General features: G+C 29.5%; 16 protein-coding genes. 1 reads left to right on the forward strand and 15 read right to left on the reverse strand.

Annotated features, from left to right (window positions below; all coding sequences use genetic code 11):
- Positions 1-155 precede the first annotated feature (155 nt).
- The 15 genes from BM384_RS08820 to BM384_RS08890 form a co-directional block, all read right to left on the reverse strand.
- Positions 156-1,748 carry a peptide chain release factor 3 gene (locus tag BM384_RS08820; protein ID WP_090012952.1) on the reverse strand — a complete coding sequence of 531 codons (1,593 nt, stop codon included), beginning with the start codon at positions 1,746-1,748 and terminating at the stop codon, positions 156-158.
- A gap of 140 nt (positions 1,749-1,888) precedes the next feature.
- A complete protein-coding gene (locus BM384_RS08825) occupies positions 1,889-2,620 on the reverse strand; it encodes a glycosyltransferase family 2 protein (protein WP_090012954.1) in 732 nt (243 codons plus the stop codon).
- 17 nt (positions 2,621-2,637) lie between these two features.
- Positions 2,638-3,744, reverse strand: a complete 1,107-nt coding sequence (locus tag BM384_RS08830; RefSeq protein ID WP_090012956.1) for a WavE lipopolysaccharide synthesis family protein — start codon at positions 3,742-3,744, stop codon at positions 2,638-2,640.
- Positions 3,719-5,194: a flippase gene (locus BM384_RS08835; RefSeq protein WP_090012957.1), complete on the reverse strand. Its 1,476-nt coding sequence runs from the start codon at positions 5,192-5,194 to the stop codon at positions 3,719-3,721. The genes BM384_RS08830 and BM384_RS08835 overlap by 26 nt, the downstream gene beginning before the upstream one ends.
- Before the next feature lie 24 nt (positions 5,195-5,218).
- On the reverse strand, positions 5,219-6,487 hold the full coding sequence (locus BM384_RS08840; RefSeq protein ID WP_090012959.1) for a hypothetical protein: 1,269 nt from the start codon (positions 6,485-6,487) through the stop codon (positions 5,219-5,221).
- A gap of 6 nt (positions 6,488-6,493) precedes the next feature.
- Complete coding sequence (locus tag BM384_RS08845) at positions 6,494-7,597, reverse strand: glycosyltransferase family 4 protein (protein WP_090012961.1); 1,104 nt, start codon at positions 7,595-7,597, stop codon at positions 6,494-6,496.
- A 13-nt stretch (positions 7,598-7,610) separates the two neighbouring features.
- Positions 7,611-8,024 carry an HAD family hydrolase gene (locus BM384_RS08850; protein ID WP_090012962.1) on the reverse strand — a complete coding sequence of 138 codons (414 nt, stop codon included), beginning with the start codon at positions 8,022-8,024 and terminating at the stop codon, positions 7,611-7,613.
- Positions 8,025-8,037: 13 nt separating this feature from the next.
- Complete coding sequence (locus BM384_RS08855) at positions 8,038-9,681, reverse strand: aminoglycoside phosphotransferase family protein (RefSeq protein ID WP_090012964.1); 1,644 nt, start codon at positions 9,679-9,681, stop codon at positions 8,038-8,040.
- Between the two features lie 5 nt (positions 9,682-9,686).
- Positions 9,687-10,376, reverse strand: coding sequence for a glycosyltransferase family 32 protein (locus BM384_RS08860; protein WP_090012966.1), 690 nt, complete (start codon positions 10,374-10,376; stop codon positions 9,687-9,689).
- Position 10,377: 1 nt separating this feature from the next.
- Positions 10,378-11,442, reverse strand: a complete 1,065-nt coding sequence (locus BM384_RS08865; RefSeq protein ID WP_090012967.1) for a glycosyltransferase family 4 protein — start codon at positions 11,440-11,442, stop codon at positions 10,378-10,380.
- 25 nt (positions 11,443-11,467) lie between these two features.
- Positions 11,468-12,502, reverse strand: coding sequence for a glycosyltransferase family 2 protein (locus BM384_RS08870; protein ID WP_090012969.1), 1,035 nt, complete (start codon positions 12,500-12,502; stop codon positions 11,468-11,470).
- 16 nt (positions 12,503-12,518) lie between these two features.
- A complete protein-coding gene (locus tag BM384_RS08875) occupies positions 12,519-13,691 on the reverse strand; it encodes a radical SAM protein (RefSeq protein ID WP_090012971.1) in 1,173 nt (390 codons plus the stop codon).
- Positions 13,692-13,720: 29 nt separating this feature from the next.
- On the reverse strand, positions 13,721-14,437 hold the full coding sequence (locus tag BM384_RS18495; RefSeq protein WP_090012972.1) for an acyltransferase: 717 nt from the start codon (positions 14,435-14,437) through the stop codon (positions 13,721-13,723).
- 15 nt (positions 14,438-14,452) lie between these two features.
- Entirely contained in the window at positions 14,453-15,640 is a 1,188-nt protein-coding gene (locus BM384_RS08885) for a glycosyltransferase (RefSeq protein ID WP_347455058.1), read from the reverse strand.
- Between the two features lie 25 nt (positions 15,641-15,665).
- Positions 15,666-16,814, reverse strand: coding sequence for a glycosyltransferase family 4 protein (locus BM384_RS08890; protein ID WP_242945992.1), 1,149 nt, complete (start codon positions 16,812-16,814; stop codon positions 15,666-15,668).
- Positions 16,815-17,102: 288 nt separating this feature from the next.
- On the opposite strand from BM384_RS08890, the gene BM384_RS08895 reads away from it, so the two are divergent.
- Positions 17,103-17,336, forward strand: coding sequence for a hypothetical protein (locus BM384_RS08895; protein WP_090012976.1), 234 nt, complete (start codon positions 17,103-17,105; stop codon positions 17,334-17,336).
- Positions 17,337-17,476 lie beyond the last annotated feature (140 nt).

A 17,476-nucleotide genomic window follows, 5' to 3' on the forward strand; every position in this document is an offset into this window, starting at 1 on the left:
GCTGCAAATTTTTTCTCTATTGTCAAGCTTTTTTTTATATTTTTTATTTTATTCTTAAGTTGACGACATTGAGTGCACGCCCATGCTGGGCGCACCAAAAATAGAGAGAATTCATTTTCGAATTCTCTCTAAAAATATAAAAATACAAAATTTAATTATTCTGTTTTTCCAACACCAGATAATACAATTCCTTTATTATGTTCTAATGCCCAGTTGATTCCCCAGTCATTTTGGAATATAAGAAGGTTTCTATCTTTAAGGTCTTTAACCTTCTTAGTATCTGATGTAAGATTTAACTTATCTGGATCTATATCATCATTTTCAATCCATCTAACAAATCTGTATGGAAGTCTTTCCATCTTTATATCAACATTGTATTCACTCTTTAATCTGTATTCTAAAACTTCAAATTGAAGAACACCAACAACCCCTACGATTATTTCTTCCATACCAATGTGAAGTTCTTTAAATACTTGAATTGCACCTTCTTGTGCAATTTGAGTAATACCTTTAACGAATTGTTTTCTCTTCATTGTATCTACTGGTCTTACTCTAGCAAAATGTTCTGGTGCGAAAGCTGGAATACCTTCAAATTTAAACTTCTTTGATGGTGCACATAAAGTATCACCTATTGAGAATATACCTGGATCAAATACCCCGATAATATCTCCTGCATAAGCTTCTTCTACTATTTCTCTATCTTGAGCCATGAATTGTTGAGGTTGAGCAAGTTTAATCTTCTTTCCTCCCTGCATATGCATAACTTCCATTCCTTTTTCAAACTTACCTGAAACAATTCTCATGAAAGCAATTCTATCTCTATGAGCCTTGTTCATATTTGCTTGAATCTTAAATACGAATGCCGAGAAGTTTTTATCAAATGGATCTATTTCTCCAATACTTGAATTTCTAGCTAAAGGTGAAGTTGTCATCTCTAAGAAATGTTCAAGGAATGGTTCAACACCAAAGTTTGTTAAAGCTGAACCAAAGAATACTGGAGTAAGTTCACCAGATCTTACTTTTTCTATATCAAATTCATCACCAGCATAATCTAAAAGTTCGATATCTTCCATTAACTTATCATGTAAGTCTGCTCCTAAGATTTCTCTGAACTTTTCATCATTAACATCACCTTCGATAGCTTCTACTTCGCTTTGTCCGTGATTTCCACCATCGAATGCTATTATTCTCTTATTATCTCTTTCATAAATACCTTTAAAATCCTTACCTGATCCAATTGGCCAGTTCATTGGATAAGTCTTTATTCCAAGTTCACTTTCTATATCTTCTAATAATTCAAATGGATCTCTTGCTTCTCTATCCATCTTATTTATAAATGTGAATATAGGAATTTCTCTTAAAGCACAAACTTGAAATAGCTTTCTTGTTTGATCTTCCACACCTTTAGCTGCATCTACAACCATTACTGCTGAGTCAGCTGCCATAAGTGTTCTATATGTATCTTCCGAGAAATCCTGGTGTCCTGGTGTATCAAGAATATTAATACAGTGACCACCATAATTAAATTGCATTACTGAGGATGTTACAGAAATACCTCTTTGCTTTTCTATTTCCATCCAGTCAGATACAGCATGTTTTGAAGCTTTTCTTGCTTTAACTGATCCTGCAAGTCTTATAGCTCCTCCATATAGTAAGAACTTTTCTGTTAATGTTGTTTTACCAGCATCAGGGTGAGAAATGATAGCAAAAGTTCTTCTCTTTTTTATTTCATTTATATAATCAGACAAAATAAATTCCTCCTCTAAAATATATCCTTACATACGTCATATTATTATACCACAAAATTTGTTCAATATTTTTTATTTTTATAAACTAATAAAGGAACTGCTTATACTTTTTATTTACAGTTCCTTTTTTCTTTAACATTTTAATTTTCATTTAGAAATTCTTTTAACTCTTCAGGTGTTCCAAGAACATGAACCTTAGATGGATTTATATCGCTTATAGTAACTTCAAAACCTTTTGAAATCATGAAATTATAAAGAGGTGCTATATACTTTTCACCTTTTTCTAATTTACTATCATCTTTATAGTATTCATTATAAAGATCTTTATAAAGTTTTGCTGATGAAAAATAATAAGCCCCAAGTGTACAGTTGTCAGAAATTCTTTCTTTTTCTCTTACCTCTTCTGCCTTACCATTATCATCTAAGCTTACAAAACTCCAATGATCTCCTTCAGCATGAAAACATGGTATATGACCTTCTCCCCTAATATCAGCATACTTCATTTCATAAGGCTCAACATAAGTATCAATGTTATAAATCATAATCGCCTTATCCTCATCACAATAAGGAATTCCAAGCATTGCAGTAGTTGCTTGTCCATCTGTTAAATAGTCAATTTGTACTACCTGAACATTATTAATTCCTCTTTCCTTGCACTTATCTTTAATAAAGCCTTCAGAATCATCTTCTCTGCGGACTATAAAGATATATTTATCTGCATGTTCTTTATAATCTTCAAGACTGTCCATTGACCATTCAAATAAAGTTTTTCCCTTGGCTTCTATCATATATTTAGGAACATTGTATCCTGCTTTTCTAAATCTTGAGCCAAGCCCTGCCATTGTAATTATAACTGTTAACTCTTTCTCCATCTTTCAATCCCCAATCCTTATCTTCTCATAATTTGATTTTTATATAATTCAAGTTCTGGATTATAAATAAATCTTCCTGAATATAACATACTCCAATTTGCAAAAGTCCATATATACCTATAGTTTTTACTTTCATCATCATCTCTTGCATATATTTTTGTAATTTCACTTTCTTCGTAAATATTATATCTACGCCAATATAGATCCATATCTCTTATACTTAAGATAACTGTATAATCCCTTATAAAATCCCAATAAGACTTAAGAGAGCCATCTGCATCTATATCTGTATATTTATCAATGTATGTTTTTATAATTCTAGATTCAGGAGCTGTCTTTTCATAAAAGTCTTCTATAGACGCATTATCAAATAACTTATTAGTTAATTCTTCTCTTTCACTTCTATTTGTATCTAATGGGTCTTGTTCTAAATCAAAAACCTTGTCTACATCATTAATTGTTCCAAAAAATAAAAAATCAGATAACATATAAGGAATAAACATATTTGCTCCAATTATTCCTGATGTAATAATCAAACGATTTTCTATCTTTTCACTTTTTCTCTCTAAAGGATAAGTATCTAAAAGTCCTAAAAAGTAACTTAGAAAATTAGGCATAGAAATTCTTTGATCTGTACGTGTTTTTAAAACATAATCACACTTTAGTTCTCTTGCCCTCTTAAGACCACCTCTAGCTGAAAGTACTTGATAATTTACGTTTCCAAGGCCTGTAGTCTCTGGTGCTTTATTTAAAACTACTTCTATATCTAGTTCCTTTAATTTCTTCACTATGTCTTCCTCAGTATCTTCCCAAGTTGAAACTATAATGCACTCTTCAGGGTACATTTTTTTATAAAACTTAGCTGCTTCAATTGTAAAATTATCTTCCTTAAGAATAGGCCCCTGCATAATTATTGCACATTTTTTATCTGACTTTTTTTCAATTTTTTTATTAATTACATAATCTGCTATTTTAGGTCTACAATTATAAGAAATATACTCATTAGTACTCTTTTCTAAAGCAACACACATATACTTTAAAAAATATCTCTTACTATCTGGGCTTTTAGCTCCACTAATTATAATTTGAAAGAACAAACTAACTAATTTTTTTAAATTGATCATTTTTATAAACTCCCACTTTTGATAATACTAAGTTTAAAGCATCCATAATAACTTCATTTTTCAATACAATTTGTATTAGTATATAAACTATTCCAGATACTATCATGCTTAAAACAAAATAAAAATATATATTGCTAAAAATCATTTTTGTAATTGTACATACTAATGCTATGGCAAAGCACCCTACAATACTTGTACTTATAGATTTTTTAATATTAATTTTTCCATGAAGCTCCTTAGAATATCTCATAACTTGAATCATAACCACTACTTCTGCAATAAGTGTAGTTATAGCTGCACCATTTATTCCAAGTGTAGGTATAAAAATAAAGTTTAAAACCAAATTAATTACTGCAGCTTCTAAGGTTGCTAAAAAATATTCTTTATCTTTTCTATTAGGGATTAAAATACTATTTGAATAGAAACTCGTTATTATAGCAAAGATTATTGAGATACTTAGAATTTTTAAAGACATACTTCCAGACATATATTCTTTTCCCCCAAGAATAGTTATTATCTCAGTACTAAGCATGTTAATTCCTATAACGGCTGGTAGTATAATTACTACTAAAGTATTTAACATCTTATTTAACATACTGTCATACTCTTCTTTTGTATTTTTAGAAATTAAATAAGACATTCTTGGAATAAACACAATAACTATGGCATTAAGAACACTTTTACAAATGCTATAAACCTTAGTTGATGTACTATAGATACCAACTTCTGTGTCTCCTTTAAAAATTCCAACTAAAGTAATATCAGAATTAACATAAATAGTTATGGCAAGTGCATTGCAAAATAAAATCAATATTGGCACTATATGTTTCTTAAACTCAACATCTTTCACAATATGTAGCCTTACATATTTCCTTATATAAAAGAAATTCAATAATCCTTTTGCTGATTCTGCAATTGATGTTATAGCTGCATAAATAATATAATCCTTAGTTGACCTTACTAAAACAAACATTAAAACTAAGGCTATAAATTTGAATATAACATCTCTTACTACTATAAAAACATAATCTTCATAAATAGTATTAATCCAGTCTACTCCTAAGGTTGTAAATAATACTGTAGTACTTAAAATAACTATTAAGCTTGTATATTCCTGTAATTTATCAAAAAGTAAAATTGCTACTGCAAATAAAATGAAAGCTATAACTGTAATAATAATATTTAAGGTAAAAATCTGACATGCAAATTTACTTAGCTTCTCTTTATCATCCCTTACTTTAGCTCCCTCTCTTACAGCATAAGTTGGAATTCCTAAAGCAGCCACAAGAGCTAAGTAACCTATAATTGAATAAGCAAAATTATATTTTCCAAGACTTTCACTTCCTAAAATTCTTGATACATAAGGAAAAGTTATTAATGGAAATATTATGTTACTACATTGTTTAAATACATTAAGTAAAGCATTCATTCCAATAGACTTACCTTTCATCTATATCCCCCCAAAAACATAATTTTATATAACAAATTCATCTTCTGCTAACTTATCACTATAGTAATGATCAACAATGGCTAAATATATACTAAGCAATAAAGTTGAGTCTGGCTTCCACCACCAAAAGATAATATTGTATGCTATAGGTACCAGAAATACAATATAACTTATGGGAAAGAGCCCACCTTTCTTTACATATATAACAAGTGACTCAAATATTGCTCTTAGTGCCACCAGAACTACAACGCCCACTCCTACCCAGCCATAAATAAATTTATATGCATATATTCCATTATCAACAAGAGCATAGGTATCTGTTCTAGCATATTCACAAGATCGCTCACTTAAGGTATTAGGGTATCCACATCCAAGTATAGTATTACTTAAAGACTTACTTGACTGATTGGCGTAATGTTCACGCCCCTCCTTACGAATACTCATAGTATCTTCTGAGTCTCCTGAATCATCTTCAACCTGGCTCCCCATTGAACTTTTAACAGCATTAATAAGAACCTTTGAATAGCTTGTATTCATTAGAAATACTACTGCTATAACTAGAGATATAGTTACCATAGACTTTTTAAAAGCATTTTTTCTTAATAAAAAGAAAGCTACAAAAAGTGCGCATAATACACATAAATTCTCTAGTCTTCCCTTGGATATCAAAAACTCATATATTAACCCAAAGCCTACTGCAACAAGATATCTTTTGCCTCCTTTTCTTAAATAAGCACACCATCCTGCAATTGCAGTAAACATCATAAGACCACTATCAAAATATAATCTTATACTTCCATAACGCATATTAGAGCTTGCATGAAGAAATTCTATCTTACCACTTAAAAAATATTGCATTGTGCAAAGAAATCCTTCAAATATACCCATTGTAATTAGCATATCTAATAAGTTAAATGCAGTCATTTTCCTATTTGCCAGCTCTTTTCTAACTAAAAAATATAACATCATACCTATAATGAAAAATCGTTGAGGTCTGATTCCCATACCAACTGACTGCCCCATATTATAAGCACCTTGAAATGAAGCTATTATACAGCTGGCAACTATTCCTAACATTTCAAATAAAAATGTGTACTTTCCCTTCATCTTCATTTTTGCAATATAATATATTTCATATAGTGCAAGTGTATATGCCCACAAGTCATTGTAATTAAGCGCACCTGCAATATTAAATTTTGAAATATCAATTAAATACATTCCATTCTCTGAAAGAAGAACAAAAAGAACTAATATAGCAATTTTTGAATCATAGACCCTAATTGTAATTTTCATAATTCCTCACTTCTCAAATTCACACATCATGGTTTTAGCTACCTGATTCCATGAATATTTATCTTTAACAAATTTCTGCCCATAAAGTCCCATTTCTTCTAACCTTTCAGGACTGCTAAAAGCTGTTTTTAGTACATCACATAAAGCTTCTGGAGTATTTTCTTTAAGGGCAAAACCATATTTCCCAAACCCGCAAAATTCTGGAAAGGCAAAGCGATTAAGACCCACAGTTATTGTCTTATTTGCAAGAGCTTCTAAATAAGTTATACCATTGGGCTCTCTCATAGCAGGCATAACATATAAAGATGCTTCTCTAAATAACTCTTTAGTTTTCTCTCTTGGATAATTATAATAATAAGTTACCCCATCCTCTTTTGGACCATCAGTACCAACTACTGAAAGAACTGCATCAGGAAACTCTTTTTTAAATAATTTAAATCCTTTTAGTAAAAGCGGAAAGCCTTTTATATGTTCTGAACCCTTCCTAAGAACTATAAGTAAATGATGATTTGTATAATCTTTAGTACCTTCATAGTATGATGTATTGATTCCAAAACCCACATTTAAAATTTTATTTTCATCTATATCGTATAATTCAGTTATGGATTTTTTGCACCAATCATTCATAGAAAATATCTTATCAAAACACTTAAAACATTTCTTTTCATTTGCTTCATACTTTTTTAAAAACCAATCATCAAAAGCTTTCTTTGTATCATCTGCCCTATACAAAGGTGTTAAAGTTGCATCAACATATAAATAGTTTTTTGAATTATTTATAGGAAGATATTTTTCATTTAAACAATGTTCTGCTATAAATATATTTACATCTGCATTAATCTTAGTTAGTTCTTCACATACAATCTTTGATTCTATCTCATATACAAAAGGATCTCTTGGAGAATTTTTTATTAAACAAAGCTTTCCAACTATCCTGCAGTATAAATTGTATATTTTATAATGTAATTTTTCTCTGATGAGTTTATTAAGATCAACAGTGACTATTTCAACGCCAGGCTCCTTTTCCCATCTAGAAAATAGATTCCAGGCAGTTCCTGACCATGTTGCTTTGTCTCTTGCATCTCCATTAGCAATCATACATATCTTCATAGTTAACTAACCTCTATACATTTATTTCTTCTTTACACCTACTGTTTGTACATATTTCATCTAGCTTATCTGTACTACAATTTAAAAATTCATCTGGTCTTATAGTTCTATCATCAACATAGAATCCTTTATGTCCTGGCCATGGTTTTCCAAAAACAATTTCATCATATGGAATATCCCATTTCTTTAACCATTCATTAAGTACTGGTGCAGTATTTTTATTAATAAGTCCCATATTTCCATTGTAAGAATTCATATTTCTAGAAGTAAATAAAGTAATTTTTGCTCCTCTATCGTGATAATATCTCATCTTTTCAACAATTTCTTTATAAGGCACTAAATCCTTATATTCTTGATCCTTACGCTTAATTGGACATATAGTTCCATCTATATCAAATACAAATCCATATCCCTCAAACTCTTTCATTTTAATAGCCCTCCTATTTTTTAATATCAATAATTCTATCTAATATCTGCACTCCTGTTGAAAGCATTGCAAGCTGATGATTATAGCTTTCTCCATGAAGTGGAATCATACTTAAGAATAACAATGATTCAATAAGCTCAATTTCATCATAATTTTTATCTATAATATCTTTAAAAGATGCCTTTAATTCATTAAATAAATTAAAGTCTCTTTCCTTATCTTGAACTCCATAGATTATTTCATTAGTCTCTTTATTTAGATTAATATCAAAAAGATCTTTAATAATATAATCATATTTACCATCTATACTATGGAAAAGCTTTGCTAGTTCATAACGTAAATCTCCATAAATATCATATTTACCAAACTGCCCTCTTGGATCAATAACTTTAATAAAGTTTAGATTTTCATCAATCATGATATTAGCAAAACATAAATCTCCATGAATAATTTGAAACTCTTCTGAATTATATAATCTCTTTGGAATTTCTACTTTAAGCATTTCTATTATTTCAGATAATGAATAATAAGTTACACCATTTACTTTAATGTCTTCATTAAAAAATCTTATAAATCTTTCATCTTTTTTTAGCTTTTCTAGTCTTTCAATAGATTTATCTAGATACATGCTTTTTAGTGCAGATTTAATATTCTCATCCTTAAGTTTATATCTTGAAAAATCAGTAATAATGAATTTTATTCTTTCAAATATCGATTTCCATTGAGATTTGCTTAATTCTCCATAAAGATATAATTCATGAAGTGTATGATATGAATAAAATTCCATTTCTACATAAGGTTTTTCATAGCTTAGTGAGTAAGAGAATATACGTGGTCTTACATATTCAATATCATCTGGAAGTTTAAGATACCACTTTATCTCACCTAAAAACTTACTTACATTATCACTATATTTTTTAAGAATGCCTCTACTTTTATCTATCTCTATATGATTAAATTCACGTGCCTTAACTTCAAGCTGAGTATCATAATATTTATCACTATGACCTATGTCATACCACTGATTAGCTTTTACTGCTTTTAATTTATGAGTTTTGCTGTAAACAGATAAAGCTGCATAAAATGAATCAATATTATTTTCATTATGTGAAGCATCTTCTAAACATCCTATAAAAGCTTCTTTATCACCAATGCAAAAAGTTCCTACAAAAAGCTTTCCACTTTCTGACTTAGAACTATTATTTAAGGTTTTATCATTAATAGAAGTTATTACTCCATTTTCCTCTTCAAAATATGTCCACTTCTCTGATATCTCATCTTCTGCATAGTAAAAGCTATCCTTTTCAATTTCTTCTCTAACATCTTCTACAATTGTATCTGCAAAGTTTATTATTACTGAATTACTGCTTTCATCTGCTTTTAATCCTTGTAAAACTGTATAACCCACATCTTTTAACTCATCAAGTTTTTCATTTTGAATTATATCTTTATAAGGAAGTTTTAAAACTGTACCTTCAACCTTATCAGCCTTTTCCTTTGTAACTATAACCATATTAGATACTTTTTCACCATATAGCTCATAAATATAATCTAGCACTATCCCCTTATTTAAAGGATAAATTGCAGCTGGAAGTTTACCAAGCTTTTGTAAATCTTGAGATACAATCTTTGCACTAGGTATAATTAAAGAATACATAAAAGTTACCCCTTCCATATTTTTTTTAATGTTTGTTTTATTTTCTGTTTAAACTTCATCTTTGGAGCAACCCATGTCCCAATAAAACGATGAATACATACTGTGTTTTCTGTCACCTCATTAACTCCTAAAATACCGTTATAAGCAGTAAAGTACTCTTGAGGATATATAATTAAATCATCATCAAACTTAGTTATTTCTTCAGGTGGTGATATATTATAATTATCTTTAATATAATCTGCTAGAAGCTGTGTATTTGTGAACATTTCAGGCTTATCTAAAAAGCTTTGTTCTTCATAATACTTTAAAATATCTTTGCATATCTTATGTCCAGGAACAAAAGCTAAAAATCCAGTTCCAATAGCACTTTCACATTCTGAACCTAATACTGCATTAAAATCTCCAAAAAGAGAGTCTAAGGGTTTTATAACTTCAACATCAACATCTAAATATATTCCACCCATTTTCTCTAATGCATATATTCTAGCCACATCGCTTACAAAGGCATATTTTTTTGCTTCATAAGCCTCTTTAGTGTACTTTATATTCATTACGTCAAAATTTTCTTCACTCCATCTAATAATCTCATAGTCTGGCATGTATTTTTTCCAAGTATCAATATACTTCTGTACTTTTTCAGGAATTGGCTTTCCACCAAACCAGCAGTAATGAATATACTTTGGTATCCTTGACATATTAACAGCTCCTTTCTTTTAAAAATGATTCTATTTCAAGTGCCATAGTTATTTCGTTACATTCTTCTAAAATAAACTCTCTTCCTCGTTTACCTATTTCCTTTGCTAAATCTTCATTATCTATAAGTTTTTCTAACTTTAATTGAAGATCTTGTACATTTTTAGCTTGGTAAAGTACAGCTGTTTTCCCATCTTCTATGTAATCACGTAGGCTTGGAACATCTGCTGCAATAACACATTTGCCCAGTGCCATTTGCTGCATTAATGTCATTTGCCCAAAGGAATAGTTAAAAGATTCTAAAGGAAGTACACAAAATCTTGAATTATTTATTTCTTGTATAAGTTCTTTTATTGGTATAAAACTAAGCTGCTCTAAACCCTCTACATCATTGTACTTTTCATCCTTATGTCCTATCATTTTCATTTTCACTTTTGTATTTAAATTTCTATAAGCTGAGACTAAAGTATCCCAGTCTCTTTTTGAATAGCCAACACATATAATATAATCTTCATCTGTCTGTCTTAAGTTTTCTAAATCATTATCAAAAAACTCAAAATCAGTTCCAAACCTTATAAACTTAGATTTATCTACAATCCAAGGAAAGAATTTTTTATAATATTCTATCTGGCTACTAGTGTGATAAATTATCCCATCTATAGATTTGCTAGCATACTGCATAAGCTTTAATGCCTTTCCACTTTCTGCTGCTGAATTAAAAGAACCTATATCAAAAACTATATGTTTTGCTTTAATATTAAAGAATTTTCTCCATAAGCTAACTACTACTCCAGACTGCATTCCATGAGATAGAATCAAATCATACTTATTTAATTTAGGAATTGCCTTCAATGACTGAATAACATAAAATCTAAGTTTATTTTTCTCAAAGTTTTCAAGCCATTTAAAAGAACTTATATCTATAACATCAACTTCTGGTCTTTCTTTAAAATATCTAAAAAACCAATATGGGCTTCCATCCTTTAAATAATAATCTGGTGGCTGTTTATCGCACGGTGCTTCATTACAATATTCTATTTTCCAATTTACAAGCATTAAAATCTTCATACTAATACCCTCATTTTAACTACCACTATCCAGTTATATTTTTTACAAAATTGTATATTTTTTTGTTAGAAAGCAAAGAAAATTTAATATTAAATAATAGCTTCAGCCTGTGTAAAGCCTTACGCTTAATTAATCCATATACTATCTTTTTATAGATTCCTACAGGCTTAGTTCCATTAATGGCCCTTTGTAAGTATTCATTATTTAAAACTTCTTTTATCTCTTCATTGCTTCTATTTTTATCTATGGATACTGCTGCAATCTTATTAATGGCACCCATATTTATAAAGAATGAAGATAAGGTTTTATAATCTTCTATATTAACCTTAAAGCTTGTACACATATATTTGATAAAATCACAGTAATGTTTATAGCTCTCCTCGCCCTTTGATGGCAAACTAACACTATGAATTAAGCTTCCTGGTCTTAATCTATATAGATAGGCTGAAAAATTTAAGCATTGAATACTATTAATATTCCTATAGTAATCCATATTAAAAGCTCCATCTTCTGCTACTGAAATCTTAATATCAAACTTAATATTATTATTTTTAATTATTTCTGATTTGTATAACTTACACCATACATTTTGTATTTGAAAATCAAGAATCTCAAAATTTTGTATAAAACCTTCTGCACTATCCCATGACTTATTAATATAATCAACTTTCTCTTTAGGTTTTCCATCTTCACTCATATAGGAAAAGGTAAAAAATATCATATCTTTATTTTCATCAGCCTTAAGTATAAGTTCATCAAAAGCTTTTGAATCAATTATGTCATCACTATCTACAAAGGCTATCCACTTTCCGGAAGCTTTCTCTATCCCTAAATTTCTTGTATCTGAAACCCCTGAATTTTTCTTATTTATAGCTATTACTCTTTTATCTTTATTAGCAAATTCACATAGTATCTTAAAACTATTATCTGTTGAGCCATCATTAACTGCTATTATTTCTATATCTGCATTTTTTATTTTCAATATAGATTCTATGCATTCTTTAATATACTTTTCTGTATTGTATACTGGAATTACTATACTTATTTTTTCTTTATTCATAATAATTCTCCAAGTGCTACTTTTGCATCTGCTCTTCAATATCTTTAGTAACTATATCTTCTCCTGATTTATACTTTAGTTGTTCCCTTGATAAATCACTTAAACCATCATTAACTACACAGTTCATATCACATGTTGAACACTTATCAAGTTCTTCCTTTGTAACTAAGCCATCTCTATAATCTCTTACTATTTTATTTTCATACATGCTATACTTTTTCTTACTAAAGAATCTTAAGAATTTATGTTTTATAACCCATAAAGCTGGTGTCCATATATATTTATGCATAGCTGGAGAAACAGAACCAATCATCCAACACTGACGGTCACAATGTCTAACCTTATTTCTAACAGCATCAGCCTGACTGCTATCCCATAAGTCTTCCCATGCATCACATTCATTTAAGTTACCCATTACTTCTTTATCCTTAGTCCCATTACATGGCATTACATCTCCATATGGATCTATAAAAAATGTATCAAAGGCCATATCACATGGAAGAAGACGCTTTTGTCCATAAATATAATTTATAAGTCCATGGTTAAAATATGCTCTAAACCACTTCTTAGGACTATTAGAATTTAATAATTCATTAGTTAAACCTTCAAATTCTTTTGCAACCATAGGTCTGTCCTTTATAATATTTTTTGCTTCAACAAAGTAAAAACTATTATGCAATGAAGCTGTTGCAAATTCCATATTCATCTCATCTGAAAGCTTATATAGTTCTACTAAGTCTTTAGCATTAGCATCTTGCACTGTCATTCCAAAGCCAACATCTTTCATACCCATATCAACTAATTTTTTTAATGTGGTATAACCTCTATTAAAGCCATCTTCTAAACCTCTTATTTTATTATTTGTTTGTTCTAATCCTTCAATAGATATACGAATACCTATATTCGGGAACTCCTTGCACAAATCAATAATTCTATCAGTAAAGAAACCATTTGTTGAAATTACAATTCTATCTGACTTTTTATATAGCTCTCTTACTATATCCTTTAAATCTGTTCTAATAAAAGGTTCGCCCCCTGTTATATTAGTAAAATACATAGGCGGAAGCTTCTTTATAGTTTCTAATGAAATCTCTTCTTCTGGTTTTGACGGTTTTTTGTATCGATTGCACATTGTACATCTTGCATTACACCTATAAGTTACTATTACTGTTCCATTTAACTTTTTCATATTCAATACCTCTAAATATCTTTATAATTTTATAAACATTGTGATTTTTCTTCTATTCTCATCTTTAACACTTTTGCTGGCACTCCACCTACGATAGCGTAATCTGGAATATCTTTATTAACAACTGCTCCAGCTGCTATAATTACTTTTTTTCCAATATGAACTCCATCTAATATAGTCACATTAGAACCTATCCAACAGTCTTCTCCTATTGAAACCCCTTCCTTTGTAGCTCCTTGAAGAAATATTGGAGTTTCTAAGTCCTCAAACTTATGATTTTCTGCAAATATCTTTGTATCAGGACCAATTATAGTTCCATCTCCTATTTCAACTTTTCCTCTAACAGATATAAAAGCATTAGATGCAATTCCAACATCATTTCCTATAATAAGTTCATCACCAAGTTCTCTTATTACTCCTGTACATTCAATCATACAGTTACGTGCTAAGGAGAAGTTATCACCTATTTTTACACCATTTTTACATAAAGCATTAATGAAAGTTCCATTTCCAATACTCATACCAGAACCGCATTCCATATGCCCATGTCCTTTAATGATTACATTTTTGCCTATAAACACCATACCTCTACATTTCTTAAATAATATCTTATGTCTAATTCCCCTTAGAAGCATAACCACTCTTTCTGCTACAACTGATATTAAATCTAATGTAGTAATATTTTCATCAACCTTGTATTCCCTATTCTTGATCTTACTAATAACCCATGAAATAAACTTTACCATTAATATCCCCCTATCTTATACTAACTTTTCATATATACCCATAAGCTTTTTATAATATCTATCGATTGAGTTTTCTTTATTTTTCAAACATTCTTCACGCATATATTGAAGTTTCTCAGGTGAATTCCATAAATCTTGAATCTTACTTTTTAGTTCTGAAACATTACCTGCACTAAATTTTTCACCTGTTTTTCCTTCTATAATCAATTCTTTATTCCCCCCCAAATCTGATGCTAAAACTGGAGTTCCTAGCATTTGAGATTCTATAATTGATAAGGGACAATTCTCATACCACTCTGATGGAGCTAATGATAGGCAAGCATTTGATATTAAATTTTTAAGTTCTTCCCCAGTTTTAAACCCTACATACTTAACATTAGGTAAATTCTCTATCTGCTCTTCTAAAGGTCCTGATCCGGCAATAATAAATTTAATATTCTCAAGTTCCTTACATGCTTCTATTAGAGTACCTATCCCTTTTTCAATACTTAACCTACCAAAATAAACAATATACTTTTCATCGCTATTATTCTTTAAAAAATCACTTTCCACCTTATCAGTAAAGTTACATAATACTGTGATTTTACTCTTATCTATAGAACTATTTTTTATCTTATCTGCTATAAAATTACTAGGACAGATAAAGTGATCTATAAGATTATAGGTTTTTCTTGCATGGTAATAATAAGACTCTATTGAAGCTGTCAGACTCTTTAAAAATGAGCCTTGAATACACTTTTCTTTAAGACAGTTAATATAAGTTCCATTAACACATCTCTCGCATATCTTTCCAGTTTGTTCATTAAATAACCTATGACTTGGACATACTATTTGAGCATCATGTACAGTTTGTACAATTGGAATATTACGCTTTTTTACTTCATATATGATTGATGGAGTAAGTTGATAATTAATATTATTTAAATGTACAATGTCAGGTTTAAAGTTATCTAATACTTTTCCTATTTTTCTTCTAGCCTCAAAAGAATATATTACTTTAAAAGGATAAGTTATTTTACTTAATGTACTTCCATTTCTAAAATCCATGTTAGAAACATACTCTTTAACTTCATTTTCAGCACATAAATCTTCTGAATACATACCAAAATATTGTACTTCATTGCCTTGGCTTTTAAGATATTCTCCCAGTTTAATCATATAAGTTTCTGCCCCTCCTTTATTGAACAAAAACTTATTTACCATTAATATTTTCAAATCTAATCCCCCACTATCTATATAATGGAACTGTTTGCTCTACCACATCATCCCAATTATATTTTGAACAAATAAAATCGCTTGCATTTTCTTTAAATTCTTCAACTAACTTTTCATTATAACAAAGGCTTTGCATTTTTTCTCTTAAATCTTCTATATTACCTTTCTCAAAAGTAACCCCTCTATCCTCTACTACTTCAGCACATTCTGGAATATCACTCACAAGACAGCAATTTCCATAACTCATGGCTTCAAGAAGACTTATTGGCATGCCTTCTATATCTGAAGGGAGACAATACATATAGCTATTACTATATAATTCTTCTAGTTCTTGTCCATGAACAAAACCTATAAACTTTATTCTTGAATCATCCTTTGCTGATTCTTTAATAGCTTTAAGGAATTCATCTGTATCAGAACTTCCTCCTGCTATAATAAGTTTTTTATTAGTTTTAACTTTTTTATAGGCTTTAATTAAGTAATCTAATCCTTTCTCAGGAACTATTCTTCCTAAAAATAGAATATATTCATTTTTAATTAATCCCCACTTTTTTGTTATTATCTCTGCTTTTATTTTTTTTGGCTTTTCTATGCCATTAGAAATATAAACTGTATCTCTTTCATAGGTATTTTTAAAATATTTTTGTACATTTTTACTTAATACAATAATTTCATCAGCATACTTTGCAGCTATCTTTTCTCCTAACTTTAAGTACTTAACTGCAAATCCCCCCCATTTAGCTCTGCTCCAATCTAGTCCATGTATTGTTACTACTGTTCTAATCTTTAACAAATGAGGTATTATAAGCATAACGCTTGGTCCCTCTGCATGATAATGAATACAATCATAATGCCCAAAAATTGCCTTTAATGTTGCAAAAAAAGAAGAAGATATCGCAGCTAATCCTCTCTTATCTATAGTTGGAACTGAAATTATTTTAACGCCCTTATACTCTAAATTTTCATTTTTTACAACCTTCATATTCTTATCGCTTACATGTCTTATTTTTCTATTGTAAACTGTTATATCATTTCCCTGCTCTGCCATTCTTGTTGCCAATTCCCCTACAACAATCTCAATTCCTCCTTCCCTAGAAGGAATTTGCTTATGTCCAATCATTGCAATCTTTAGTTTACTTGATTGAATTTCTTTATATTCCATACAATTTGCTCCCACTATTTATATTTTATCCCAATATTTAGTCGTATGTATTTCATTTTTACTCTTACCGTTTTTTGTAATATTTATTGAATATTATACCATATTTAAGCAACATTGTTAATCTAATTCACCCTTTTCTTGCTTAATTCTTCACGTAATTGCTAAAATTAAGCCTTTTATAAAAAAAAGATTATTCCTATTTAAATTTTCTTCTAAAGGTTAGTACATTTTATTTATGTTTTTACGCAAACTAAAAATATTCAATAACATTAAGGAGGGAACCAATCTATGGGTAAAGAAAAGAAACCTTATCTACCTAGAGTGAGAACATCTTATTATCCAAAGGAAAGTGAAATAAGAAGTTTTTCACCAAGTGGAGATTCAACACCACTAGCAAATCCTGCTGTTGACCCTATAGTTGCTAATAATATCGCATCACAGGAATTTGATTATACACAAAGTCTTGCTAATGAAGGTGAAGATACTCTTCCTTATGATCCTGATGATTATGATAAGATTTGATATTTTAAAATTTAGAGAAGAATAAAAAAAAGATGTATTTGAATCTTGAACAGACCCCTGTCAAGTAGACAGGCAAAATAAATAAAATTTTTGAGAAAATGCGATCTTAATTAGGGTCGCATTTTCTATTCGATTTTTCT

This window comes from Clostridium sp. DSM 8431 (genome assembly GCF_900116755.1).
GTDB lineage: Bacteria > Bacillota > Clostridia > Clostridiales > Clostridiaceae > Clostridium.